The organism is Indioceanicola profundi, from assembly GCF_003568845.1.
Classification (GTDB): domain Bacteria; phylum Pseudomonadota; class Alphaproteobacteria; order Azospirillales; family Azospirillaceae; genus Indioceanicola; species Indioceanicola profundi.
The window spans coordinates 3,405,494-3,429,444 of record NZ_CP030126.1; the positions used below are offsets into that span (position 1 = coordinate 3,405,494).

Annotated in this window: 25 protein-coding genes; 17 read left to right on the plus strand and 8 right to left on the minus strand. The window is 67.6% G+C overall.

Going from position 1 to position 23,951, the window contains the following annotated elements:
- Positions 1-40: 40 nt before the first annotated feature.
- Positions 41-1,945, minus strand: a complete 1,905-nt coding sequence (locus tag DOL89_RS16255) for an ABCB family ABC transporter ATP-binding protein/permease (protein ID WP_119680097.1) — start codon at positions 1,943-1,945, stop codon at positions 41-43.
- A gap of 157 nt (positions 1,946-2,102) precedes the next feature.
- On the opposite strand from DOL89_RS16255, the gene DOL89_RS16260 reads away from it, so the two are divergent.
- Both DOL89_RS16260 and upp read left to right on the plus strand, forming a co-directional pair.
- Complete coding sequence (locus DOL89_RS16260) at positions 2,103-2,303, plus strand: hypothetical protein (RefSeq protein WP_162937574.1); 201 nt, start codon at positions 2,103-2,105, stop codon at positions 2,301-2,303.
- Positions 2,304-2,394: 91 nt separating this feature from the next.
- Positions 2,395-3,045 carry a uracil phosphoribosyltransferase gene (gene upp / locus DOL89_RS16265; RefSeq protein ID WP_119680099.1) on the plus strand — a complete coding sequence of 217 codons (651 nt, stop codon included), beginning with the start codon at positions 2,395-2,397 and terminating at the stop codon, positions 3,043-3,045.
- A 54-nt stretch (positions 3,046-3,099) separates the two neighbouring features.
- On the opposite strand, the gene lepA is transcribed toward upp, so the two are convergent.
- Positions 3,100-4,902: a translation elongation factor 4 gene (gene lepA, locus DOL89_RS16270; protein ID WP_119680100.1), complete on the minus strand. Its 1,803-nt coding sequence runs from the start codon at positions 4,900-4,902 to the stop codon at positions 3,100-3,102.
- Here lepA and DOL89_RS16275 point away from each other — a divergent pair.
- Positions 4,883-5,479, plus strand: a complete 597-nt coding sequence (locus DOL89_RS16275; RefSeq protein WP_162937575.1) for a DUF2147 domain-containing protein — start codon at positions 4,883-4,885, stop codon at positions 5,477-5,479. The two genes, lepA and DOL89_RS16275, sit on opposite strands and share 20 nt — an antisense overlap.
- Before the next feature lie 12 nt (positions 5,480-5,491).
- On the opposite strand, the gene cysE is transcribed toward DOL89_RS16275, so the two are convergent.
- Positions 5,492-6,331, minus strand: coding sequence for a serine O-acetyltransferase (gene cysE, locus DOL89_RS16280; protein ID WP_119680102.1), 840 nt, complete (start codon positions 6,329-6,331; stop codon positions 5,492-5,494).
- A 181-nt stretch (positions 6,332-6,512) separates the two neighbouring features.
- Here cysE and dapF point away from each other — a divergent pair, with 181 nt between their 5' ends.
- From dapF to DOL89_RS16310, 6 genes are all read left to right on the plus strand, one after another.
- A complete protein-coding gene (dapF, locus tag DOL89_RS16285; RefSeq protein ID WP_119680103.1) occupies positions 6,513-7,361 on the plus strand; it encodes a diaminopimelate epimerase in 849 nt (282 codons plus the stop codon).
- On the plus strand, positions 7,358-8,695 hold the full coding sequence (gene mtaB / locus DOL89_RS16290) for a tRNA (N(6)-L-threonylcarbamoyladenosine(37)-C(2))-methylthiotransferase MtaB (RefSeq protein ID WP_119680104.1): 1,338 nt from the start codon (positions 7,358-7,360) through the stop codon (positions 8,693-8,695). The genes dapF and mtaB overlap by 4 nt, the downstream gene beginning before the upstream one ends.
- Positions 8,695-9,987, plus strand: a complete 1,293-nt coding sequence (gene ftsY / locus DOL89_RS16295) for a signal recognition particle-docking protein FtsY (protein WP_119680105.1) — start codon at positions 8,695-8,697, stop codon at positions 9,985-9,987. Before mtaB ends, ftsY begins: the two co-directional genes overlap by 1 nt.
- Positions 9,988-10,045: 58 nt before the next feature.
- The gene (locus DOL89_RS16300; protein ID WP_119680106.1) at positions 10,046-10,270 is read left to right on the plus strand and encodes a hypothetical protein; all 225 of its coding nucleotides are present in this window, start codon (positions 10,046-10,048) and stop codon (positions 10,268-10,270) included.
- Positions 10,271-10,283: 13 nt separating this feature from the next.
- Entirely contained in the window at positions 10,284-10,502 is a 219-nt protein-coding gene (locus tag DOL89_RS26040; protein WP_225889980.1) for a type II toxin-antitoxin system RelE/ParE family toxin, read from the plus strand.
- Positions 10,503-10,927: 425 nt separating this feature from the next.
- Complete coding sequence (locus DOL89_RS16310; RefSeq protein WP_119680108.1) at positions 10,928-12,445, plus strand: AMP nucleosidase; 1,518 nt, start codon at positions 10,928-10,930, stop codon at positions 12,443-12,445.
- A 99-nt stretch (positions 12,446-12,544) separates the two neighbouring features.
- Here DOL89_RS16310 and DOL89_RS16315 read toward each other — a convergent pair whose 3' ends face one another.
- A complete protein-coding gene (locus DOL89_RS16315) occupies positions 12,545-12,973 on the minus strand; it encodes a CBS domain-containing protein (RefSeq protein ID WP_119680109.1) in 429 nt (142 codons plus the stop codon).
- A 160-nt stretch (positions 12,974-13,133) separates the two neighbouring features.
- Here DOL89_RS16315 and DOL89_RS16320 point away from each other — a divergent pair, with 160 nt between their 5' ends.
- The 8 genes from DOL89_RS16320 to DOL89_RS16355 all read left to right on the plus strand — a co-directional run bounded on the left by DOL89_RS16320 (position 13,134) and on the right by DOL89_RS16355 (position 20,575).
- The gene (locus DOL89_RS16320) at positions 13,134-14,735 is read left to right on the plus strand and encodes an ABC transporter substrate-binding protein (RefSeq protein ID WP_119680110.1); all 1,602 of its coding nucleotides are present in this window, start codon (positions 13,134-13,136) and stop codon (positions 14,733-14,735) included.
- A 208-nt stretch (positions 14,736-14,943) separates the two neighbouring features.
- Entirely contained in the window at positions 14,944-15,954 is a 1,011-nt protein-coding gene (locus tag DOL89_RS16325) for an ABC transporter permease subunit (RefSeq protein ID WP_119680111.1), read from the plus strand.
- Between the two features lie 144 nt (positions 15,955-16,098).
- Complete coding sequence (locus DOL89_RS16330; protein ID WP_119680112.1) at positions 16,099-16,998, plus strand: ABC transporter permease subunit; 900 nt, start codon at positions 16,099-16,101, stop codon at positions 16,996-16,998.
- Between the two features lie 9 nt (positions 16,999-17,007).
- Positions 17,008-17,994, plus strand: coding sequence for an ABC transporter ATP-binding protein (locus tag DOL89_RS16335; protein WP_119680113.1), 987 nt, complete (start codon positions 17,008-17,010; stop codon positions 17,992-17,994).
- Between the two features lie 31 nt (positions 17,995-18,025).
- The gene (locus DOL89_RS16340; RefSeq protein ID WP_449768886.1) at positions 18,026-18,439 is read left to right on the plus strand and encodes a putative toxin-antitoxin system toxin component, PIN family; all 414 of its coding nucleotides are present in this window, start codon (positions 18,026-18,028) and stop codon (positions 18,437-18,439) included.
- Positions 18,436-18,684, plus strand: coding sequence for a toxin-antitoxin system HicB family antitoxin (locus DOL89_RS16345; RefSeq protein WP_119680114.1), 249 nt, complete (start codon positions 18,436-18,438; stop codon positions 18,682-18,684). The genes DOL89_RS16340 and DOL89_RS16345 overlap by 4 nt, the downstream gene beginning before the upstream one ends.
- 7 nt (positions 18,685-18,691) lie before the next feature.
- A complete protein-coding gene (locus tag DOL89_RS16350; protein ID WP_119680115.1) occupies positions 18,692-19,708 on the plus strand; it encodes a peptide ABC transporter ATP-binding protein in 1,017 nt (338 codons plus the stop codon).
- 105 nt (positions 19,709-19,813) lie between these two features.
- Complete coding sequence (locus tag DOL89_RS16355) at positions 19,814-20,575, plus strand: hemerythrin domain-containing protein (protein ID WP_119680116.1); 762 nt, start codon at positions 19,814-19,816, stop codon at positions 20,573-20,575.
- Positions 20,576-20,587: 12 nt separating this feature from the next.
- Here DOL89_RS16355 and DOL89_RS16360 read toward each other — a convergent pair.
- From DOL89_RS16360 to coaBC, 4 genes are all read right to left on the minus strand, one after another.
- Positions 20,588-21,536 (minus strand): IS630 family transposase gene (locus tag DOL89_RS16360; RefSeq protein ID WP_225889832.1). Its coding sequence is split into 2 segments (ribosomal slippage): positions 20,588-21,194 and positions 21,193-21,536, totalling 951 coding nucleotides; the frame shifts between segments, so codons are not numbered across the junction.
- A 223-nt stretch (positions 21,537-21,759) separates the two neighbouring features.
- The gene (locus tag DOL89_RS16365; RefSeq protein ID WP_119680117.1) at positions 21,760-22,215 is read right to left on the minus strand and encodes an RrF2 family transcriptional regulator; all 456 of its coding nucleotides are present in this window, start codon (positions 22,213-22,215) and stop codon (positions 21,760-21,762) included.
- Between the two features lie 15 nt (positions 22,216-22,230).
- Positions 22,231-22,686, minus strand: coding sequence for a dUTP diphosphatase (gene dut / locus DOL89_RS16370; RefSeq protein ID WP_205574710.1), 456 nt, complete (start codon positions 22,684-22,686; stop codon positions 22,231-22,233).
- Positions 22,687-22,688: 2 nt separating this feature from the next.
- Entirely contained in the window at positions 22,689-23,942 is a 1,254-nt protein-coding gene (coaBC, locus tag DOL89_RS16375; protein ID WP_119680119.1) for a bifunctional phosphopantothenoylcysteine decarboxylase/phosphopantothenate--cysteine ligase CoaBC, read from the minus strand.
- Positions 23,943-23,951 lie beyond the last annotated feature (9 nt).

Here is a 23,951-nt window from a genome sequence, read left to right on the forward strand (position 1 = left end):
CGTTGGGATTGCCCTTCTCAACCATCCCCGACCGGAATCGTCACGCTGGGCCGGCCTCCTCCGCCGCGGCGTCTTCGGCCGCAATTTCCGGAGCGCCGTCGGCGTCGCGCTTGCCGGCGGCCTGTTGCCGGGCCCACAGCGCCGCGTAGGCCCCGCCGCGGGCCAGCAGGCCGTCATGGGTGCCGCGCTCCACGATGCGGCCGGCATCCAGCACGATGATCTCATCCGCATCCACGATGGTGGAAAGGCGGTGGGCGATCACCAGTGTGGTGCGTCCGCGGCTGGCTTCCGTCAATGCCGCCTGGATTTCCCGTTCCGTATGGGTGTCCAGCGCGCTGGTGGCCTCGTCCAGGATCAGGATGGGCGGGTCCTTCAGCAGGGTCCGGGCAATGGCGACGCGCTGCTTCTCGCCTCCCGACAGCTTCAGGCCCCGTTCTCCCACTACTGTGTTCCAGCCGTCGGGCAGGGCGCGGATGAAGTCCAGGATCTGGGCGCTGGCTGCCACCCGCTCCACCTCCTCGTCCGAGGCTCCGGGGCGGCCGTAGGCGACGTTGTAGCGGATGGTGTCGTTGAACAGCACCGTGTCCTGGGGAACGATGCCGATGGCGGCGCGCAGGGAATCCTGCCGCACCTCGCGGATATCCTGGCCATCGATCCGGATCGAGCCGCCGGTGACGTCGTAGAAGCGGTAGAGCAGGCGGGACAGGGTGGATTTGCCCGCCCCGGTCGGCCCCACCACCGCCACGGTGCGGCCGGCGGGTACGGTGAAATCGATGCCCTTCAGGATGGGACGGCGCTGATCGTACGCGAAGAAGACGTCCTCGAACCGGACCTCCCCGCCCAGGGTGCGCAGGGGCTGTGCTCCGGGCGGGTCCTGCACCTCCCGGTCCACCTGCATCAGCTCGAACATCTTCTCCATGTCGTTCAGGGCTTCCTTGATGCCCCGGTAGACGAAACCGAACAGGTTCAGCGGCTGGTAGAGCTGCAGCAGATAGGTGTTCACCAGGACGAAGTCGCCGATGGTCAACGTGCCCGCCACGATGCCGCTGGCCGCCATCCACATCACCACCACCACGCCTACGGCGATGATGAAGCCCTGTCCCACATTCAGCAGGGACAGGGAGGACTGGGTACGGACAGCCGCGTTCTCATAGGCGTGCAGGGCTTTGTCGTACCGCTCCGCCTCGAACCGCTCATTACCGAAATACTTCACCGTCTCGTAGTTCAGCAGCGTGTCGATGGCCTTGGCGTTGGCCTTGGTGTCGGCTTCAAGCATCTGCCGGCGGATGCGGGTGCGCCAGTTGGTCACGGTGATGGTGTAGGCGATATAGCCGGCCACCGTGACGAAGGTGGCCAGCGCGAAGCGCCAGTCGAACATCCGCCACAGGATCACCGTGACCAGCGCGATCTCCAGCAATGTGGGCAGCACGTTGAACAGCATGGTGGACAGGATGCTGTCGATGGCGCGGGTCCCCCGCTCAATCACCCGGGACAGGCCGCCGGTCTGCCGCTCCAGATGGAAGCGCAGGGACAACGCATGCAGATGGCGGAAGGTGTTCAGCGCCGCCTGGCGCATGGCGCGCTGGCTGACCCGCTCGAACACGGCATCGCGCAGCTCCCCGAAGCCCAGGGACAGCACGCGGGCCAGGCCATAGGCCAGGATGAAGCCCACCGGGATGGCCACAGCGGGATTTTCCGCCGCCGTGCGGGCCAGATCGCCGCCCTCTCCCGACAGGGCATCCACCGCGCCCTTGTAGAGGATCGGAATGACCACGTTGGCAGCCTTGGCGATGGCCAGGAACAGCAACGCGGTCACGACCCGCGCCTTGATCGATCCCTGACCCTGCGGCCAGAGATAGGGCAGCAGGGAGCGGATGGTCCCGATCTCCCCCAGGCGGTTCACGTCGGGGCGGGCATAGGTGGTCGGCAGGCCAGAGGGGCGCATGGGCGGGAAACTTCGCTTCGTTCGTCTTTGTCAATCCACTCCAAAGCTAGGGGCGATGTCGCCATGGGCAAAGCCCTCTCGTCCATTGTGGGAACGCAGGGCTGCCCCGTCCGGTTAAGGAAGCGAGATGCAGAACGCTTTCGGGAAAGGGGCAGAGATGATCCGGAATCACCCGACCATGCCGCAGCGCCGGAACCGCGCGCGCGCCATAGCCGTCACCCGCCAGGGTCGGGAGGCCATGCTGGCCCGTGCCGCGGCGCTCGGCGCGACGCTGTTGCTGGGCCTCGCCGTCGTCACCGCCGGGCAGGTGGAGGCGCAGGAGGCTGCTCCCGTGCCGGCTGCGGTCGTTGCGGCGTAAAACGCCGGAGGACGGCAACGGGAGCGGCTGACGTGGCGGGAGCGATCCGCTATCGTGCGGCAGGACCGACCATTTCGACTGCCGGGCGGACATGCGCACCCATCACGATCATCCGAACCTGTTCATCCTGGATCACCCGCTGATCCAGCACAAACTGTCCCACATGCGGGACAAATCGCGCTCTACCATGGGGTTCCGCCAGCTTCTGCGGGAAATCGCACTGCTGATGGGATACGAGATCACCCGCGACCTGCCCATGACGACGGAGCGGATCGAGACGCCGCTGGTGTCCATGGACGCCCCGGTGATCGAAGGGCGCAAGCTGGCCGTGGTGCCGATCCTGCGGGCCGGGCTGGTGATGGCCGAAGGGCTGCTGGAGCTGGTGCCGGCCGCGCGCGAGGGCCATATCGGCCTCTACCGCGATCATGAGACCAAGCGGCCAGTGGAATATCTGGTCAAGCTGCCGGACCCGGCCGGCCGCATGTTCATCCTGGTCGATCCGATGCTGGCGACCGGCTATTCCGCCGCGCATGCGGTGGACGTGCTGAACCGTCACGGCGTGCTGGATGCGCAGATCCGCTTCATGGCGCTGGTCTCGGCGCCTGAAGGGGTCCGCGTCTTCCATGAGGCGCATCCCAACGTGCCGGTCTTCACAGCGGCGCTGGACAGTCATCTGAACGAGAACGCCTACATCGTCCCCGGCCTGGGCGATGCCGGCGACCGGCTGTTCGGCACGAAGTAACGGACCGCTGAAGCAGGAACGGGGAGCGCTGTGCCGGCGCTCCCCGTTTCCGTTCTACTCCTGCCCCATGCGCAGGGCGGCGATGAAGGCGCTTTGCGGGATTTCCACCTCGCCGAACTGGCGCATGCGCTTCTTGCCTTCCTTCTGCTTGTCCAGAAGCTTGCGCTTGCGGCTGATGTCGCCGCCATAGCACTTGGCCAGCACGTCCTTGCGCATCGCGGCGATAGTCTCGCGGGCGATGACCCTGGCCCCGATGGCGGCCTGGATCGGGATCTTGAACATGTGGCGGGGGATCAGGTCCTTCAGCCGCTCCACCAGCTGGCGGCCGCGATATTCGGCCTGGGTGCGGTGGACGATCATGGACAGCGCGTCGACCGGTTCGTTGTTCACCAGGATCGACATCTTGACCAGGTCGCCCTCCCGATACTCCTCCAGCAGATAATCGAAGCTGGCATAGCCGCGGGAGATGGATTTCAGCCGGTCGTAAAAGTCGAACACCACCTCGTTCAGCGGCAGCTCATAGACCAGCATGGCCCGGCCGCCGACATAGGTGAGGTCCTTCTGGATGCCGCGCCGCTCGGTGCAGAGCTGCAGCACGCCGCCTAGATACTCGTCCGGCAGCATGATGCTGGCCTTGATCCAGGGCTCCTCGATCCGGTCGATCCGGATGGGATCGGGCATGTCGGCCGGGTTGTGCAGCTCCTTCACCGTGCCGTCGGTCATGTGCATGCGGTAGACGACCGATGGCGCGGTGGTGATGAGGTCCAGGTTGAACTCGCGCTCCAGCCGCTCCTGGATGATCTCCAGATGCAGCAGGCCCAGGAAGCCGCAGCGGAAGCCGAAGCCCAGCGCGGCACTGCTCTCCATCTCGAACTGGAAGCTGGCATCGTTCAGCGCCAGACGGCCCAGGCTGTCGCGCAAATCCTCGAAGTTCGCGGCGTCGGCCGGGAACAGACCGCAGAACACCACCGGGATGCTGGGCTTGAAGCCGGGCAGCATGCCGGTCGCCTGCCGCTTCTCATCCGTGATGGTGTCGCCCACCTTGGTATCGCGGATGTCCTTGATGGCGGCGGTGATGAAGCCCATCTCGCCCGGCCCCAGCCGGTCGATCTGCATCTTCTTCGGCCCGAAGATGCCGACGCGGTCCAGTTCGCGCGTGGCGCCGGTCGCCATGAAGCGCACCTTCTGGCCGGTCCTCAGCTCCCCGTTCATGACGCGCACCAGCACGACCACGCCCAGATAGGGGTCGTACCAGCTATCCACGATCAGGGCCTGGAGCGGGGCGTCCGCATCGCCCTTGGGCGGCGGCAGGCGGGTGACGATCGCCTCCAGCACGCCTTCGATGTTGATGCCGGACTTGGCCGACACCTCCACCGCGTCGGAGGCGTCGAGACCGATCACGTCCTCGATCTGTTGCTTCACACGGGGGATGTCCGCCGCGGGCAGGTCGATTTTGTTCAGGACGGGCACGATCTCATGGTTGGCGTCGATGGCCTGATAGACGTTCGCCAGGGTCTGCGCCTCGACGCCCTGTGAAGCGTCTACCACCAGGATGGAGCCTTCGCAGGCGGCAAGGCTGCGGGAGACCTCATAGGCGAAGTCCACATGGCCCGGCGTGTCCATGAGGTTCAACTGGTAGGTCTTGCCGTCCTTGGCCTTGTAGTTCAGCCGGACGGTCTGCGCCTTGATGGTGATGCCGCGCTCCCGCTCGATATCCATGTTGTCGAGCAGTTGCGCCTTCATCTCCCGCGCCTCGATGGCGCCGCAGAATTCGATGAGCCGGTCGGCAAGGGTGGACTTGCCGTGGTCGATATGGGCGATGATGGAGAAATTGCGGATGTGGGACAGGTCGGTCATGGAGCGCGGTCACCTCAAAGGACCGCAGGAACATAAGGCCGCGGCGCATGCGGTGCAACGTCGGCGCGGCGGATGGGCGGCCCGCGCCGCTTCGCGGCTGCTCTGCGCGCCCCTTCTCGCCCTGCTGGCGGGACTTCTTCCGGCCTCCGCCCAGGCCGAACCGCAGGTGCCCGCCGGCATCTGGATGAAGCCTGGCGGCAAGGCGGCGGTGGAGCTGTTCGCCTGTGAGGGCGGGAAGCTGTGCGGCCGGCTGATGTGGGCGCGCAAGAGCGTCTATCCCGAGGGCCAGACCAGGGACATCAACAATCCCGACCCCGATTTACGCAGCCGGGAACTGTGCGGAGCCGTCATCCTGTGGGGGCTGGAATGGGACGGCCCCGACACCTGGGAGGATGGCTGGGTTTACGATCCCTCCACCGGCAGCACCTATAATGCCCGGATCGTCATTGAGGGGCCGGAGACCCTGAATGTGCGTGGCTACAAATACGTGACCCTGCTGGGCAAGACCCAGACCTGGGCGCCTGCCCCGGACGATCTGGACCTCTGCACGCAGCCGATGACGGCGGAAGCCCGCTGATACGGGAGCAGGTCAGATGCCCGCCCCGTTCTCCATGAAGGCCGCTTCCGGCAGGGAGTGGTCCATGTTCAGGGCGGGAACTTCGTTGGCGCGGCGGCCGACGACGCGGGCGGGGACGCCGGCCACGGTGCTGTAGGCCGGGACCGGATGCAGCACCACGCTGCCCGCCCCGATCTTGGCGCACATGCCGACCTCGATATTGCCCAGGATCTTGGCTCCGGCCCCGATCAGCACGCCGTTGCGCACCTTGGGATGCCGGTCGCCGCACTCCTTTCCGGTGCCGCCCAACGTGACGCCCTGGAGGATGGAGACATCGTCGCCCACCACCGCCGTTTCCCCGATCACCACGCCGGTGGCATGGTCGATCAGCACCCGGACGCCGATGCGGGCATTAGGGTGGATGTCCACCCCGAACCGCTCCGCCACCACGCTCTGCAGATGGTGCGCGATCCAGTGGCGGCCGGCCTGCCAATAGTGATGGGCCACCCGGTGGGCCTGCAGCGCCTGCCAGCCCTTGAAGTGCAGGAAGGGATGAACCAGACCGGCGGCGGCGGGATCGCGGTCGCGCACGGCGGACAGATCCACCGCCGCGGCCTCCACCAGGCAAGGCTCGTCGGCCAGGGCCTGCCGGATCAGGTCGTACAGCGTGTTGGCCCCGACCTCCCCCGCCAGCTTGGCGGAGAGAAGGTCGGCCAGCGCGCCGTCCAGATCGTCATGGCGCAGAATCAGCCGCTCGAACAGGCGGGCCAGGGCAGGTTCCGCAAGGCCGCCGTCGAACGCCTCCCGCCGCATCTCCTTCCACAGGGGCGTGGGCGCCGCCCGATCGTCAATACGCGCTGCACAGGCCGGCATCGCCGCCTCCTCCCGAAAAACCTGGTCCCGGGCCTTCCCGCCGGGTTCAAACAGTTCTCATACCATATTGGCGCGCGCAGTGCCCATCGTCACAGGAATGCCCCAATCCTCCCGGCGCATTCCCGCCCCGCCGCCAGCGCCCGTTTACCTTCACCCCCGCATCGCCATATAAGGGCGCATCATGGCGCGCCGATTTTTGAAAATGCACGGGCTGGGCAACGACTTCGTTGTTCTCGATGCCCGCGAGGACCGGTTTACCGTCACGCCTGCGCAGGCCCGCGCCATCGCGGACCGTCGCACCGGCGTCGGCTTCGACCAGCTTATCCTCATCGAACCGCCCCGCAACGCGGGCGCGGACGCCTTCATGCGCATCTTGAATCCGGATGGCAGCGAAAGCGGCGCCTGCGGCAACGCCACGCGCTGCGTCGCCCGCCTGCTGGCGCGCGAGGCCGGGGCAGAGGCCGTCACAATCGAGACCACTGCCGGCCTGCTGGCAAGCCGCGAGAATGCGGATGGCAGCGTCACCGTCGATATGGGCCCGGCCCGGCTGGACTGGGACCGGATTCCGCTGGCGGAAGCCGTGGACACGCTGAACGTTCCCCTGTCCGCCGGCCCGCTGCACGGGGCCACCTGTGTGAACATGGGCAACCCGCACGCCGTGTTCTTCGTGCCGGATGCGGAGGCCGTGGACCTTGCCGCCCTGGGGCCGGGGCTGGAGCACCATCCCATTTTCCCCGAGCGCTGCAACATCGAGGTGGCGCAGGTCCTGTCGCCCGAACTGATCCGCATGCGGGTGTGGGAGCGCGGGGCCGGCATCACCCGTGCCTGCGGCACCGGCGCCTGCGCCGTGCTGGTGGCGGCCGCCCGCCGCGGCCTGACCGGCCGCAAGGCCACCATCCGGCTGGACGGCGGCGACCTGCGTATCGAGTGGCGCGAGGACGGCCATGTGCTGATGACCGGCCCGGTCGCGACCTCCTTCACCGGAGAGCTGTCGGACACGCTGCTGGCCGTGGAAGAGGTGGCGGCATGACCGAGGCCACGCAGTTGCGCGAGCGCGAAGACATCCACGCCGATGGCGAGGGCGGGCCGCCGGTGATCGAGCAGGATGGCGCCGGCCCCACGCTGGTCACCTTCGGCTGCCGCCTGAACGCCTATGAGTCGGAGGTGATGCGCAACCATGCGCGCGCCGCCGGGCTGGACGATGTGGTGATCGTCAACACCTGTGCCGTCACCTCGGAGGCGGAGCGGCAGGCGCGGCAGACCATCCGCAAGCTGCGCCGCGACCGGCCGGAGGCGCGGATCGTCGTCACCGGCTGCGCCGCCCAAGTGAACCCGGACAGCTTCGCCGCCATGCCGGAGGTGAGCCATGTGCTGGGCAACGACGCCAAGCTGACCGCCCAGCCCTGGGCCGATTTCGGCGCCGGTGCGACCGAGCGGGTGCGCGTCAACGACATCATGTCGGTGAAGGAAACCGCCGGCCACCTGATCCAGGGGATGGAGGGCCGCGCCCGCGCCTTCGTCCAGGTGCAGAATGGCTGCGACCACCGCTGCACCTTCTGCATCATCCCCTATGGCCGGGGCAATTCGCGCAGCGTGCCGATCGGGGAGATCGTGTCCCAGGTCCGCGCCCTGGTGGAGAGCGGCTACCGCGAGGTGGTGCTGACCGGCGTGGACGTCACCAGCTACGGCCCCGACCTGCCGGGCAAGCCCACGCTGGGCCAGATGGTGCGCCGCCTGCTGGCCCTGGTGCCGGAGCTGCCGCGCCTGCGCCTGTCCTCCCTGGATGCGGTGGAGATCGACGACGACCTCTGGCGCCTGATCGCGGAGGAGCCGCGGCTGATGCCGCATCTGCATGTGTCGCTCCAGGCCGGGGACGACATGGTGCTGAAGCGGATGAAGCGGCGGCATCTGCGCGCCGACGCCATCCGCTTCTGCGCCGAGGCGCGCCGCCTGCGCCCCGACATGGTGTTCGGGGCCGACATCATCGCCGGCTTCCCTACCGAGACGGAGGAGATGTTCCAGAACTCCCTCCGCATCGTGGAGGAGTGCGGGCTGACTTGGCTGCACGTCTTCCCCTACAGCCCGCGCCCCGGCACCCCGGCCGCCAGAATGCCCCAGGTGCCCGGCCCCGTCCGCAAGGAGCGTGCGGCGCGGCTGCGCGCGGCGGGACAGGCCGCCGTGGCCCGCCATCTGGCCGCACAGGTCGGCGCCATTGCCGACGTGCTGATCGAAAAGGGCCGGACCGGCCGCACCCCCGGCTTTGCCGAGGTGCGGGTGGATGGCGATCATGCCCCCGGCACCATTGTCCGTTGCCGCCTCACCGGCGTTGACGGGGACAGGCTCACCGCTGTGGTCGAGGATTGATGTTCGACTGGTTCCGCAAGAAGAAGCCCGAAGCGCAGCCGAAACCGGAAGAGGCCAAGCGCCCGGAAGAGCAGGCCCCCGCCACGCCGGCGGAGGAGCATGACATTGCCGCGCCGGAGCAGGAGCAGACTCCGGCCGGGACTGCTGCTCCAGTCGTCACCCCGGCGGAAGCCGAGGCCCAGGAGTCCCGAGCGCCGGAGCCTGCGGCTCTGGGTCCCGACCTTCGCGAGGACGACGGGGAAGGTGCGGATGGCACCGTTGCTGCCGACGACACCCCCGAAGTCACGCCCGAGCAGGCCGGCTTCGTTGCGGAACCGGAACAGGTCGCCCCGGCGCCCGCCCCGGCACTGCCCGAGGATGAGGACCGGCCGGAGAAGAAGAGCTGGTTCGCCCGGCTGAAGTCCGGCCTTTCCAAATCCACCTCCCGCCTGACGGAGGGCATCACCGGCATCTTCACCAAGAAGAAGCTGGATGACGAGGCGCTGGAGGAGCTGGAGGAGCTGCTGATCCGCGCCGATCTGGGCCCGGTCACGGCGGCCAAGCTGACCGCTGGCCTTGCCAAGACCCGCTTCGGCAAGGAGGTCAGCCCGCAGGAGGTGCGCGAATATCTGGCGGAGGAGGTCACCAAGCTGGTGCAGCCGGTGGCGCAGCCGCTGGTGATCGACGCCGCGAAGAAGCCGCACGTCATCCTGGTCGTCGGCGTCAACGGCACCGGCAAGACCACCACCATCGGCAAGCTGGCCCGCCAGCTCACCTCCGAGGGCAAGACGGTATGGATGGCCGCCGGCGACACCTTCCGCGCCGCCGCCGTCAGCCAGCTCAAGATCTGGGGGGAGCGCACCGGCTGCCCCGTTGTCTCCAAGGACACCGGCGCCGATGCCGCGGGCCTTGCCTATGAGGCGCTGGAGCGGGCGCGCGCGGCCAAGGCCGACGTGCTGCTGATCGACACGGCCGGCCGGCTGCAGAACAAGGCCGGGCTGATGGAGGAGCTGCGCAAGATCGTGCGCGTGCTGAAGAAGCTGGAGCCGGACGCGCCGCACACCACCCTGCTGACCCTGGACGCCACCACCGGCCAGAACGCCCATTCCCAGGTGGAGGTGTTCAAGGACATGGTCTCCATCAACGGCCTGATCCTGACCAAGCTGGACGGCTCCGCCCGCGGCGGCGTGCTGGTGGCGCTGGCGAGCAAATTCGGCATCCCGGTACACGCCATCGGCGTCGGCGAAGGCGTCTACGACATGCGCCCCTTCGAGGCGAAGGCCTTCGCCAGGGCGCTGGTGGGGTTGGAGTAGGCGGCTTACAGCGCTGCCGGGCTTCTGCCATACTGGGTCGGCAAGCAAGGAGGCATGCATGGGTGTGGTCCTGCCCCGAGCCATTGAAGAACTCGCCCGGCGTCGGGCCGAGGAGGCCGGGTTCACGGATACGGCCGACTACATCGCCCATCTGGTTGCAACCGATGCCGCCGCCGGGGTCGACCTGGAGAGCCTTCTCGCAGACGGGCTCCAGGGACCGGATCTGCCGCTGGACATAGAGGCGTTGCGGGCGGAAGGACGCGCGCGGCTCGGGAGGAACTGATCCGGTGCGCGTTGTGCTCAGTGCTCGCGCCCGGACCGATATCCTGGACATCTATGCTAATATCGGCGGGCGCGATCCTGCGGCTGCCGACAGGTTTCTTGATGCCGTAAGCGCGGCGGCGACGCGCATTTCCTCATTTCCAGAGATCGGATCGACCCGGCTTTGGAAGAATCCGGCCCTGCGGGACACTCGGGCCTGGCCTGTGCCTGCCTTCCCGAAATACATTCTCTAGCACCGCCCAGTATACTCCGGCCACCTGCGCATCCTGCGTGTGCTCCACGGCGCTGTTCCGGCGGAGAATATTCTGCGCACACCGCCGTGATGGCTTTCGTCAATGTGCCATCTTGAAAGATGGCAAGGATGAAGTGGGGCGCGGGGCTGGCGTGGTAAGGACCATGCCGATGCAGCTATGCCTTTGGCAGGCGGCCTGATCAACACGGTCGGCACCCCGCCGACGTCAAGCCAACTCCATCCTTTCCATCTTCCAGCCGGTGGAGCCGGCATCCTTCCAAAAACACCCGGCCCCATCCGTCCTTCAAGACAGTCCACTCCCCGCTTTCGCGATTCCGGAGAAGCTGTTTCCGCCCCTGCCCGGTCCCGTCCCTGCAAATTCATTTTCCGCTTCGCCCCGTCCGGCCCTATAAAGTCGAAAATTGGATGGAGCGTAACGTGAGCGAAATTGTACCCGGCGCCGCGCCGGTTGAGACCTTCACGGATGCCGAGGCCGCCCTCGCCCGTGTCCAGGACCTGTATGAACAGGCCGTCCGCCATCTGAGGGAGCGGTTCCAGGCCTTCGCCCGGGGCGAGGATTTGCCGGGCCGCGTCCGCGCCTGCTACCCCTATGTCCAGGTGACGATCCGCAGCGAACCGCGCATCGACGGTCGCCTGGCCTATGGCTTCGTCCATGGCATGGGGACGCACCGCACCACCGTGACCCGCCCGGATCTGTTCGACCACTACTTCCTGGACCAGTTCCGGCTGCTGGTGAAGAACCATGGCGTGGCGCTGGAGGTCGGGGTGTCGGACAGCCCGATCCCGATCCAGTTCGCCTTCCCGGAAGGCATGCATGTGGAAGGCGACCTGGACCCGCAGCGGCTGTACCAGCTCCGCGACTATTTCGACCTGCCCGATCTGGAGCTGATGGACGACAGCATCGTCAACGGCACCTATGAGGCGGCGCAGGGGCAGCCGAAGCCGCTGGCCCTGTTCACGGCCCCGCGCGTGGATTACAGCCTGCACCGGCTGAAGCACTACTGCGCCACGATCCCGGAGCACTTCCAGAACTACGTGCTGTTCACGAACTACCAGTTCTATATCGACGAGTTCGTGCGCCGCGGCATGGAGCTGATGCAGCCCAGCGACGATCCGGACACGCAGGCCTACCGCAACCAGTACATCGCGTTTGTGGAGCCTGGCGACCGCATCACCTGGAACCAGGCCCTGTATCCCGGCCGCGAGCCGAGCGGGGAGCGGGTGGCGCGGCTGCCGCAGATGCCCGCATACCATCTGATGCGGGCGGACGGGAACGGCATCACCATCGTGAATATCGGCGTCGGCCCGTCCAACGCCAAGACGATCAGCGACCACATCGCCGTGCTGCGGCCCCATGTCTGGCTGATGCTGGGCCACTGCGCCGGCCTGCGCGACACCCAGCGGCTGGGCGACTATGTCCTGGCCCACGGCTATGTGCGGGAGGACAAGGTGCTGGACGCCGACCTGCCGCTCTGGGTGCCCGTCCCGCCGCTGGCCGAGGTGCAGGTGGCGCTGGAACAGGCGGTGGAGCAGGTGACCGGCCTGTCCGGCTGGGAGCTGAAGAAGGTGATGCGCACCGGCACGGTCGCCACCATCGACAACCGGAACTGGGAGCTGCGCGACCATCGCGAGCCGGTGCTGCGCTTCAGCCAGTCCCGCGCCATCGGGCTGGACATGGAATCGGCCACCGTGGCGGCCAACGGCTTCCGCTTCCGGGTTCCCTACGGCACGCTGCTGTGCGTGTCGGACAAGCCGCTGCACGGGGAGATCAAGCTGCCCGGCATGGCCAACACCTTCTACCGCCAGCGGGTGGACCAGCATCTGGCCATCGGCATGCGGGCGATGGAGATCATGCGCGACTACGGCCTGGCCCGCCTGCACAGCCGCAAGCTCCGCAGCTTCGCCGAGGCGGCATTCCAGTGAGGTCGGCGTAGGTCGCAAGGAGGGCTGAAAGCCCGGATTGCGACGGGCCGGTCGGGCGGCGTCGCAATCCGCTCCGCTTCTTGCGACCTACGAGCTGCATCAATTGTTCGGCGGGGCCTTGGCGATGTCCTGCTCGGTCTGGCCGACCACATCGTCGTCATGGGTGCGGCCGGCCACGTCGCCGATGGACAGCACGCCCACCAGCCGCTTGTCGCGATCAATCACCGGCAGGCGGCGGATCTTGCGCTCCGACATGAGCTGGGCGGCTTCCGAGCTGTCCTGGTCGTCGAAGACATAGACCAGCTCATCCGTCATGGCGTCGCGCACCGTGGCCTCGGTGGGATTCGCCCCCTCCGCCACGCAGCGCACCGTGATGTCGCGGTCGGTCACGGTGCCGACCAGCTTGTCGTCCTCCCCCACCGGCAGGAAACCCGTATCGGCGTCGCGCATGAGACGGGCCGCCTCCTGCAGCGTGGTGGTCGGCTTCACCAGCTCCACATCGCTGGTCATGATGTCGCGGATCTTCATGGGTCCTGCTCCCTGCTGCGTACCGTGCCCCATTTCGGGGCGCTGCGCCCTCAACCGGGGCCGGTAGTCGAGGTTCCGGGCCATCGAAGGTCCGCAGCCGTTGACGCGGGCCATGCCCGCGGGCTCTACTGCCGCTCACATCTGCCGGCAAGGGGGAAGCATGCGCGCGTTGCTGTTGGGGACTGTGGTTCTGTCCGCTCTGATGGTTGGTCATCCGGCGGCCCAGGCCGCACCGAAGACGCTGGTCTACTGCTCCGAGGGCAGTCCGGAGAACTTCAACGCCGCCCTCAACACCACCGGCACCACTTTCGACGCCAACCGTCCCATCGCGGAAGGGCTGGTGGCCTTCGAGCGCGGAAAGACCAATGTGCAGCCGGCCCTGGCGGAACGGTGGGAGGTATCGGACGACGGGCTGACCTACACCTTCCATCTGCGCCGCGGCGTGAAATGGCATTCCAACAAGGACTTCAAGCCGAGCCGCGACTTCAATGCCGACGACGTGGTGTTCAGCTTCCACCGGCAATGGAAGCCGGAGCATCCCTATTACCCGGTCTCCGGCGGCGGCTACGCCTACTTCAAGTCCCAGGGCCTGGCCGACCTGCTGGAATCGGTGGAGAAGGTGGACGACCACACCGTGGTATTCCGGCTGAAGCATCCGGAAACTCCGTTCGTCGCCACGCTGGGCATGGATTTCGCCAACATCCAATCGGCGGAATATGCCGACTTCCTGGCCAAGAAGGGCGCGAAGGAGCGGATCGACCAGGACCCGATCGGCACCGGCCCCTTCTTCCTGCAGGTCTATCAGAAGGATGCCCAGGTCCGGTACCGGGCCTTCCCGGATTACTGGGGCGGCAAGGCGGCGCTGGACTCGCTGGTCTTCTCGATCACGCCCGACGCCGCCGTGCGCTATGCCAAGCTCCAGCGCGGCGAATGCCATCTGATGCCCTATCCGAACCCGCCGGACCTGGCGGCCATGAAGGCCGATCCCGCCATCAACCTGCTTCAGCAGGAGGGGCTGAACATCGGCTACATGGCGCTGAACACCCAGAAGAAGCCGTTCGACGATGTGCGCGTGCGCCGGGCCATCAACATGGCCATCGACCGGCAGGCCATCATCGACAATGTCTTCCAGGGCTCCGGCGTCGTGGCCAAGAACCCGATCCCGCCCACCATCTGGTCCTATAACGAGCAGGTCCAGGACTATGAGTTCGATCCGGAGAAGGCCAAGGCGCTGCTGGCGGAGGCCGGCTTCCCCGACGGCTTCCAGACCGACCTCTACGCCATGCCGGTGCAGCGCCCCTACAACCCCAACGCCCGCCGCATGGCGGAGCTGATCCAGGCCGATCTGGCCAAGATCGGGGTGAAGGCGGACATCGTCAGCTTCGAATGGGGCGAGTACCGCAAGCGCATCCAGAACGGCGACCACGGCATGGCCCTGTTCGGCTGGACCGGCGACAATGGCGACCCGGACAATTTCATGCACACGCTGCTGGGCTGCGCCGGCGCCGTGCCGGGCGGCAGCAACATCGCCAAATGGTGCCACAAGCCCTACGACGATCTGGTGACGGAGGCCAAGCGCGTGCCCGACCAGGCGGAACGCGCCAAGCTCTATGCCGAGGCCCAGCGCATCTTCAAGGAGGAGGCCCCCTGGGTCACCATCGCCCATTCCATCGTGTTCGAGCCGGTGCGCAAGGAAGTCGTCGACTACAAGCAGAGCCCCTTCAACCGGCATGAGTTCTACGGCGTGGACCTGAAGCAGTGAGGGTTTTCGACTGGTGCGGAAAACTTCCTGTGTCGAAGCTCCTGTCTGCCGTTGCATTTTCTTGCGTCACCCCGGCGAAAGCCGGGGCCCAGGAGCCCCTAGGGCGGTGCATGCCGCCCCTGGGTCCCGGCTTTCGCCGGGATGACGGCTGTGCCGGTTCTGACCGCCCCCGGCCAACGAATGCAGCCTCCTTGATCCCGGCCCACCCATGCTGAAGTTCCTGCTGACGCGGTTCGCGGTGCTGGTGCCCACCTTTCTGGGCGTCACGCTGCTGGCCTTCTTCCTGATCCGGCTGGTGCCTGGCGACCCGGTGGAGGTGCGGCTGGGCGAGCGGGGGATTTCGGCCGAGCGGTTGGAGGAGATGCGCGCCCAGCTCGGCCTCGACCGGCCGCTGCTGGAGCAGTATCTGGACTATCTCGGCGGAGTGCTGACCGGCGATCTCGGCCGCTCCGTCGTCACCCAGAACCCGGTGCTGGAGGAGTTCCTGACCCTGTTCCCGGCGACGGTGGAACTGGCGCTCTGCGCCATCCTGTTCGCCGTGATCATCGGCCTGCCGGCCGGCATGATCGCGGCGGTGAAGCGGGGCACGGCCTTCGACCATGTGGTGATGGGCGGCAGCCTGACCGGCTATTCCATGCCGATCTTCTGGTGGGGCCTGCTGCTGATCCTGCTGTTCAGCGTGACGCTGGGCTGGACGCCCGTGTCGGGCCGTCTCTCCGCGCTGTACTGGGTGGAGCCGGTGACCGGCTTCATGCTGATCGACAGCCTGTTGAGCGAGGAGCCGGGTGCCTTCGGCGACGCCCTGCACCATCTGATCCTGCCCACCATCGTGCTGGGCACCATCCCGCTGGCAGTGATCGCCCGCATGACCCGCTCCTCCATGCTGGAGGTGCTGGGGGAGGATTATATCCGCACAGCCCGGGCCAAGGGGCTGGCGCGGGCCCGGATCATCGGGCTGCACGCCCTGCGCAACGCCCTGATCCCGGTGGTGACCGTGATCGGCCTGCAGATCGGCGTGCTGCTGGGCGGGGCCATCCTGACGGAGACCATCTTCTCCTGGCCCGGCATCGGCAAATGGCTGGTGGAAAGCATCAACCGCCGCGACTACCCGGCCCTTCAGGGCGGGGTTCTGCTGATCGCCACGGTGGTGATGGCGGTGAACCTGCTGGTCGACCTGCTCTACGGCATCCTGAACCCCCGCATCCGGCATGGAAGGTGAGGGAAGAATGATGATCCCCGTTCCATTGCGTAGGTCGGATCAAGCAGAGCGCCGATCCGACACACCGCCCCAGGTCTTCACCACCGCGTCGGATCATCGCTGCGCTCGATCCGACCTACGGGTTGCGCGAAAGGCGGGCGGAGCATGACCACCCTCGACCCGACCACATCCGCCGCCAAGGCGCCCCCCGGCCCGGTCCGGGAGTTCTGGCAGGATTTCAGCCGGAACCGCGGGGCCGTGGGCGGGCTGGTGGTGGTGGCGATCATCGCCCTGCTGGCGGTCTTCGCCGACATCGCCGCCCCCTATTCGCCGGTGGAGCAGTTCCGCGACCACATCCTGGCCCCGCCCTTCTGGCAGGAGGGCGGTAGCTGGATGTTCCCGCTGGGCACCGACGATATCGGCCGCGACATGCTGTCCCGCCTCATCTACGGGGCGCGGCTGTCGCTGTTCATCGGCGTGCTGGTGGTGACCCTGTCGCTGGCCCTGGGCATCTGCCTGGGCCTGCTAGCCGGTTACTATGGTGGCATGGCGGACATGGCCATCGCCCGCTTCATGGACATCCTGCTGGCCCTGCCCAGCCTGCTGCTGGCCATCGTGGTGGCGGCGATCCTGGGGCCGGGGCTGATCAACGCGGCCATCGCCGTGTCGGTCACCGTGGTGCCCCACTATGCCCGCCTGACCCGTGCCGCGGTGATGGCGGAAAAGGGGCGCGAATACGTCACGGCCAGCCGCATGGCCGGGGCGGGCAGCCTGCGCCTGATGCTGGTGACCATCCTGCCGAACTGCACCGCCCCGCTGATCGTGCAGGCCACGCTGGGCTTCAGCACCGCCATCCTGGACGCGGCGGCGCTGGGCTTCCTCGGCCTGGGCGCGCAGCCGCCCACACCGGAGTGGGGCACCATGCTGTCCAGCTCCCTCCAGTTCCTCCAGCGCGCCTGGTGGGTGGTGACCTTCCCCGGTCTCGCCATCCTGGTCACGGTGCTGGCCTTCAACCTGCTGGGCGACGGGCTGCGCGACGCCCTGGACCCGAAGCTGAAGCGGTAAAGGCGTCCCATGTCCCTTCTCGACATCCGGAACCTCACCGTCACCTTCGCCACCCGCGCCGGCCCCTTCCGCGCCGTGGACGGCATCGACCTGCCCGTGGAGGAGGGGGAGGTGGTGGGGATCGTCGGCGAAAGCGGGTCCGGCAAGTCCGTGACCTCGCTGGCCGTGATGGATCTGCTGGCCGACAACGCAGATATCGCCGCCGACCGTATGGCCTTCGCCGGCCGCGACCTGCGGGAGCTGACGGGGCGGCAGCGCCGGGCCCTGAACGGCAAGGACATGGCCATGGTGTTCCAGGAACCCATGTCCAGCCTGAACCCCTGCTTCACCGTGGGCTTCCAGCTTGCCGAGACGCTGAAGGCCCATGAGGGGCTATCCGGCAAGGCGCTGAAGCGCCGTTGCATCGAGCTGCTGGAACAGGTCGGCATTCCCGCCCCCGAGAGCCGCCTGTCCGCCTTCCCGCACCAGCTTTCCGGCGGCATGAGCCAGCGGGTGATGATCGCCATCGCCGTGGCCTGCAACCCGCGCCTGCTGATCGCGGATGAGCCGACGACGGCCCTGGACGTGACCATCCAGAAGCAGATCCTGGACCTGCTGCGCGACCTTCAGCGCGACCGCGGCATGGGGCTGGTGCTGATCACCCACGATATGGGCGTGGTGGCGGAGATGGCGGATCGGGTGGTGGTGATGTATGCCGGCCAGGTGGCGGAGACCCGCCGGGCCGACGACCTGTTCGCCGCCCCCCGCCATCCCTATACCCGCGCCCTGCTGGACGCGCTGCCAGAGCGGGCGCTGGGCAAGCGCCGCCTGCCCACCATCCCCGGCGTGGTTCCCGGCGTGTTCGACCGGCCGCAGGGCTGCCTGTTCAACCCCCGCTGCGCCTTCGCCATCGACGCCTGCCGCGCTGGCCGCCCGCCCTTGCTGGACGATGCCGGCGGGCGGGTGCGCTGCATCCGGGCGGATGAGATAGGGCAGGTGGGCGAAATGGCTTCGTGATGTTATATATGACATCATGAGCATGCGGGTGGTGATCGACACCGACGTCATGGTGGCCGCACTCGAAAGCGCCAGCGGCGCGTCGAGAGCGCTCCTGCTATCCATTTTGGATGGCAAGGCGGTGCTGGTCTGCTCGACCCCGCTGTTCTTTGAGTATGAGGCCGTACTGACCCGCCCACAGGTGCTGCAGAGGGCAGGTGTCACAAGCGTGGATGTGAGGGAGTTCCTGGATGAACTCGCGTCCCTTTGCGTGCCCGTCGGGTTCGATTTCCGCTGGCGTCCGGTGGCAGACGATCCTGACGATGATCTTGTGATTGAAACCGCCGTGAATGGCATGGCCGATGCCATTGCGACGTTCAATATCAAGGACATCAGGGCTGGTGCCGAAAACTTCGGCATCATCGCTTGCCGCCCGGTCGAGGTGCTGAGGAGGATTACAAGATGACGAGCTTTCCGCTCAGACTTCCGGAGGACCTGAAGGCCGCCGCTGCCGCCCAGGCTGCGAAGGCTGGAATCAGCCTGAACCAGTACATTGCCCTGGCTGTGGCGGGGCGGGTAGCTGCGCAGTCGGATGCTGAGCGCTCGCTGGCTGTTCGTGCCGCCCGCGCCATTCCGGGCCGGGCGAGGGCCGTTCTTGCCAAGGCCGGTCAGGGGAATGAGCCCCGGCCGGACGACCGGTTGGAGGATTGAGAAGCCGATGCCGTCCACCCTGACCGCCGCCCGGACCGTTGCCGTTTCTGACACGGCACCCATCGTGCTGGAAGCCCGCGAGCTGAAGCGGCACTATGCGGTGAAGCGCGGGCTGTTCGCCAGGCCGGCCACCGTCAAGGCGCTGGACGGGGCCAGCTTCGCCGTGCGGGCCGGGCGCACCCTGGCCGTGGTGGGGGAGAGCGGGTGCGGGAAATCCACCCTGGCCCGCGTCCTGGCCCGGATCGAGACGCCCAGCGAGGGCGCGCTCTTCTTCGACGGCAAGGACGTGCTGCACGCCAGTCCGGAGGAACAGCGGGAGCTGCGCCGCACCGTGCAGATGGTGTTCCAGAACCCCTATGGCTCCCTGAACCCGCGCCAGAAGGTGCGGACCATCCTGGAGGAGCCGCTGAAGCTGAACACCGACCTGCAGCCGGAGCAGCGGCGGGAGCGGGTGCTGGCCATGATGGCCAAGGTCGGGCTGCGCCCCGAACAGGCGGAGCGCTATCCGCACATGTTCTCCGGCGGGCAGCGCCAGCGCATCGCCATTGCCCGCGCCCTGATGCTGAACCCCCGCGTGGTGGTGGCGGATGAGCCGGTATCGGCCCTGGACGTGTCCATCCAGGCGCAGGTCCTGAACCTGATGATGGATCTGCAGGAGGAGTTCGGGCTGGCCTATGTCTTCATCAGCCACGACCTGTCCGTGGTGCGCCACATCGCCGACGAGGTGATGGTGATGTATCTGGGCCGGCCGGTGGAGCATGGGGACAAGGACACGATCTTCACCCGCCCCCGCCACCCCTATACCCGAGCCCTTCTGGCCTCCATGCCGCGGGTGGGCCGGCATGACGGGCCGGCGTCGGCCCCGCTGACGGGCGAGCTGCCCAGCCCGATGAACCCGCCGCCGGGCTGCACCTTCCACCGGCGCTGCCCCATGGCCCAAGGCCGCTGCGCCATCGAAGTGCCGGCCTCCCGGCCGGTGGACGGGCGCTTGGTCGCCTGCCACTTCGCCGAACAGGTGGAGTGAGGCGGGGCCGGGCGGCGCGCCGGCGGACATGCGGCAGACATCGGCCAGACATGTTGGCTCACTACCCTTCGGGGTAGAGGCCACCACTTCGGAGCCCGCCGCATCATGTCTGCCGCCCCTCTGTCCGGCGTAGCTGCCGCCGCGCCCCTTCCGTCCTTCACCGCCGCGCGGAGCCAGGACCACCCGGCCCAGGGCCGGCACGACATCTACCGCTTCCCGCACAAGGCGATCCGGCATGCCGGGGCGCAGATGCTGATGCGGCTGGGGAGTGCTGGCTGGGAGGATGAGCTGGAGTCCGCCGGGCTGGTGGCGGAGCTGAAGCTCTTGCTGGAGCATATCCGCCGCCATATGGCGCAGGAGGAGGATGTGATCCACCCGGCGCTGGAGGAGCGGCTGCCGGGTTTCTGCCAAGTCATGGACCGGCAGCACCGTCGGCAGCTCTCACGCATGGGGGACCTGGATCTATTGGTGGTCCGCCTCGCACGGTGCGGCGAGGCGGAGCGGTCGGCCACCGGCCACGAACTCTATCTCGCCTTCGCCGGTTTCTTCGGAGAGCATCTCCTTCACATGCAGGAGGAGGAGGCACTGATCCTCCCCACGCTGCAACGGCTGTTCACGGACGCCCAGCTTCTGGCGCTTGAGGAGCGGATATTCGACTCGACGCCGCTCGACTCCGTGCTGGGCGGCATCCGCCGGCTCGTCCCCGCCCTGAACCCGGCGGAGCGGGTGGAACTGCTCCTGCAACTGCGCGGGGGCACGGCGGTGGAGGTTTTCCTGGCCGTCCTGGAACGCGCCGCTCGCCCCACCCTCGATCCCGGAGACTGGCGCGATCTGCTGCGCCGGCTCGAACTGGACCAGGAGTTCTAGAGCATTTTCCTCTCAGTCGAGGTCGTATCCGGCAGCGGCGAAGTAGTTTTGGCATTCAGCTGGCGTGAAGGCGTCGATGCTGGTGGCGATGGCCCGCCAGAGCTCGTCCTTGGTTCTGGCGGCAGCTTTCTTCAGCAGGCTCTTGAGCTTGGAGAAGGCCATCTCGATGGGATTGAAGTCAGGGCTATAGGGCGGCAGGTAGCGCAGCTCGGCCCCGGTTCTCTCGATGGCGTCGCGCACGCCTGCGAGCTTGTGGGCCGGCAAATTATCCATCACCACCACATCGCCTCTCGCCAGCGTCGGCGCTAGCACCTGCTCCACATAGGCCAGGAAGGCCGGGCCGTTCATGGCGCCGTCCAGCACCATGGGCGCTGTCATGCCGCCCAGCCTCAGCGCACCGACGAAGGTGGTGGTCTTCCAGTGTCCGTGCGGCACCGCCGCCCGGCAGTGTTCGCCGCGCGCAGCCCGGCCGCGCAGCCGAGCCATCCTGGTGGACGCGCCGGTCTCGTCGATGAACACCAAGCGCTCGGGCGCCAGGTCCGGCTGCAGCTCGAACCAGGCTTGCCGGCGCTTCAGGATGTCAGGCTGCTGCTGCTCGGCGGCGTGCGCGGTTTTTTTTGAAGCTCATGCCATGCCGGTCCAACAGCCGCCAGACACTGCTCACGGCGGCTTTCACCCCATGCCTCCGCTCCAGATGCGCGGCCATCTCGGCCAGGGTGATGTCGGGGTTCGCTTCAATCAGCGCCAGGATCTCGGCCGCATGCGCCTCCAGCCGGTGGGAGTGGCGACCGCCGCCCATCGGCCGGGGCCGGGCATTCCCTTCCTCCTGCCAGCGCGCCAGCCACTTGATGGCGGTGGACGGGGCGACACCGAACCGCTCGGCCGCAGAGCGTCGGGATTGTCCGCCCTCCACCGCTGCGATCAGACGCTCACGAAGGTCCATGGAAAGAGGTCGCGTCATCAGGGCTGGCCTCCTGCTCCAGCCCTCGTCTTGAATCACGTTCCGCCAAAAATGGGAATCCCTCGCGATTCCTTCAGACAAGAAAATGCTCTAGGAGGCTCCGCGACCCTTGTCCCTCGACAGGCTCAGGGCGAGGAGGGGAGGGGGGAAGACATTTCATCCGCCCCATCCGTAACCCTGCCCATGGGCATAGATCCGCCGATCCCGGCAGAACGCCCGGCCTTTAGATGCTGAAATCCAGCTTGCTCGCCGCTTCCGACGACACGCCGGCCTGATGGGCGCGGACGCAGAGGTCTTCGATGGTGGTGCGGTCCAGGCGGGCCATGACCTCCTCCTGCATCTCCGCCCAGAGAGGGCGGACGACGCGGCGGCCCAGTTCAGCCCCCACTTCCTCCTCGATGGGATCGGTGGACTGCTCCAGCCCGCGCACGACCCGCACGATCTCCCCCAGCGTGATCCGCCGCCGCTCCTTGGCAAGGCGGTAGCCGCCGCGGGGGCCGCGCACGCCGGTCAGCACCCCGGCCCGCACCAGCGCCTGGAGCACCTGTTCCAGGTACCGTTTCGGAATGCCCTGCCGCGCCGTGATCTCCGCCGACTGCACAGGCGCGGAACCCGCATTGTAGGCGATGTCCAGCACGGTCTCGATGGCGAACATCAGTTTCTTGGAAATACGCAGCATCGGGCCCCGTCCTCCTCAGCCCTTGGTTCCAGTGGAGCCGAATCCGCCGGCGCCGCGCGCGCTGTCGGGGAGTTCCCCGACCTCCTGCCAGCCGATCCGCTCATACCGGGCCAGCACCATCTGCGCGATGCGCATGCCGCGCTCCACCGTGAAGGGCTCCTGTCCCAGATTGGCCAGGATCACGCCGACCTCGCCGCGATAGTCGGCATCAATGGTGCCGGGGCTGTTCAGCAGGGTGACGCCGTGCTTCAGCGCCAGGCCGGAGCGGGGGCGCACCTGCGCCTCGAACCCTTCGGGCAGCGCGATGGCAAGCCCGGTGGGGATCAGCCGTCGTTCCCCCGGTTCCAGTGTCACCGGCGCCGCCACCGCGGCCAGCAGGTCCATCCCGGCCGACTGCTCGGTGGCATAGGTCGGCAGGTTCAGCCCCTCGGCATGGGCAAGGCGGCGCACGGCAACGGTTACGCTGGTCATCGTCACTCTGTCTTTCCGGTTTCGAAACGATCCGCGATGGCGGTGGCCAGACGGGCGGCCACCTCGCTCTTGGGCAGGTCGGCCCAGATATCCTCCCCGCCATCGCGGCGGATCAGATGCACGCTGTTGCGGTCGCCGCCGAACGTGCCCGTGGCGGGGGACACATCGTTCGCCACGATCCAGTCGCAGCCCTTGCGGGCCAGCTTGGCGCGGGCATAGGCGGCGACGTCGTTGGTCTCCGCCGCAAAGCCCACCACCAAAGCGGGGCGACCCTGGCCCATGCCGCTGACGGTCGCCAGGATGTCCGGGTTCTCCGCCAGCGCCAGGGCGGGCGAGCCGGAGCCGCCCTTCTTCAGCTTCTGCCCGGCCGCATTGTCCACGCGCCAGTCGGCCACAGCCGCGGCGGCCACGAAGATGTCGGCCGGAAGGGCGGCCTGGACCGCCGCCAGCATCTGCACCGCCGTCTCCACCCGCACCACCGACACGCCGACAGGATCGGCGATCTGCACCGGCCCGCTGACCAGCGTGACCCGCGCGCCCAGTCGTGCCAGAGCCGTGGCTATGGCATGGCCCTGCTTTCCGCTGGAGCGGTTGGCGATGTAGCGCACCGGGTCGATGGGTTCATGGGTAGGCCCGCTGGTCACCACCGCGTGCCGCCCGGCCAGCGGCCTGGGCGCATCGCCTTCCGCGAAGAACCCCTCGAGCGCCGCGACGATCTCCAGCGGTTCGCTCATCCGGCCCGGCCCGTACTCGCCGCAGGCCATGGCGCCTTCGTTCGGGCCGATCATCCGCACGCCGCGGGATTGCAACAGCGCCACATTGGCCCGGGTGGCCGGATGCTCCCACATCCGGACATTCATGGCGGGAGCGGCCAGCACCGGCTTGTCGGTGGCGAGCAGCACCGTGCTGGCCAGATCGTCCGTCAGCCCATGAGCCATCTTCGCCAGGATGTTGGCCGTGGCCGGCGCCACCAGGATCACATCCGCTTGGCGGGAGAGCTGGATGTGCCCCATCTCGCTCTCATCCGTCAGGTTCCAGAGGTCCTGATAGAGGGTATCCTCGCTCACCGCCTGGAGCGCCAGGGGCGTCACGAACTGCGCGCCGCTGCGGGTCAGCACGCAACGCACGGCGCAGCCCCGCTCCCGCAGGCGGCGCACCAGCTCCGGCGTCTTGTACGCGGCGATGCCGCCGCTGACGATCAGCAGCACGCGCCGGCCCTGTAGGCCGGACCTATTCTCCAGGCCTTGTATTGCCATATCGCCCCG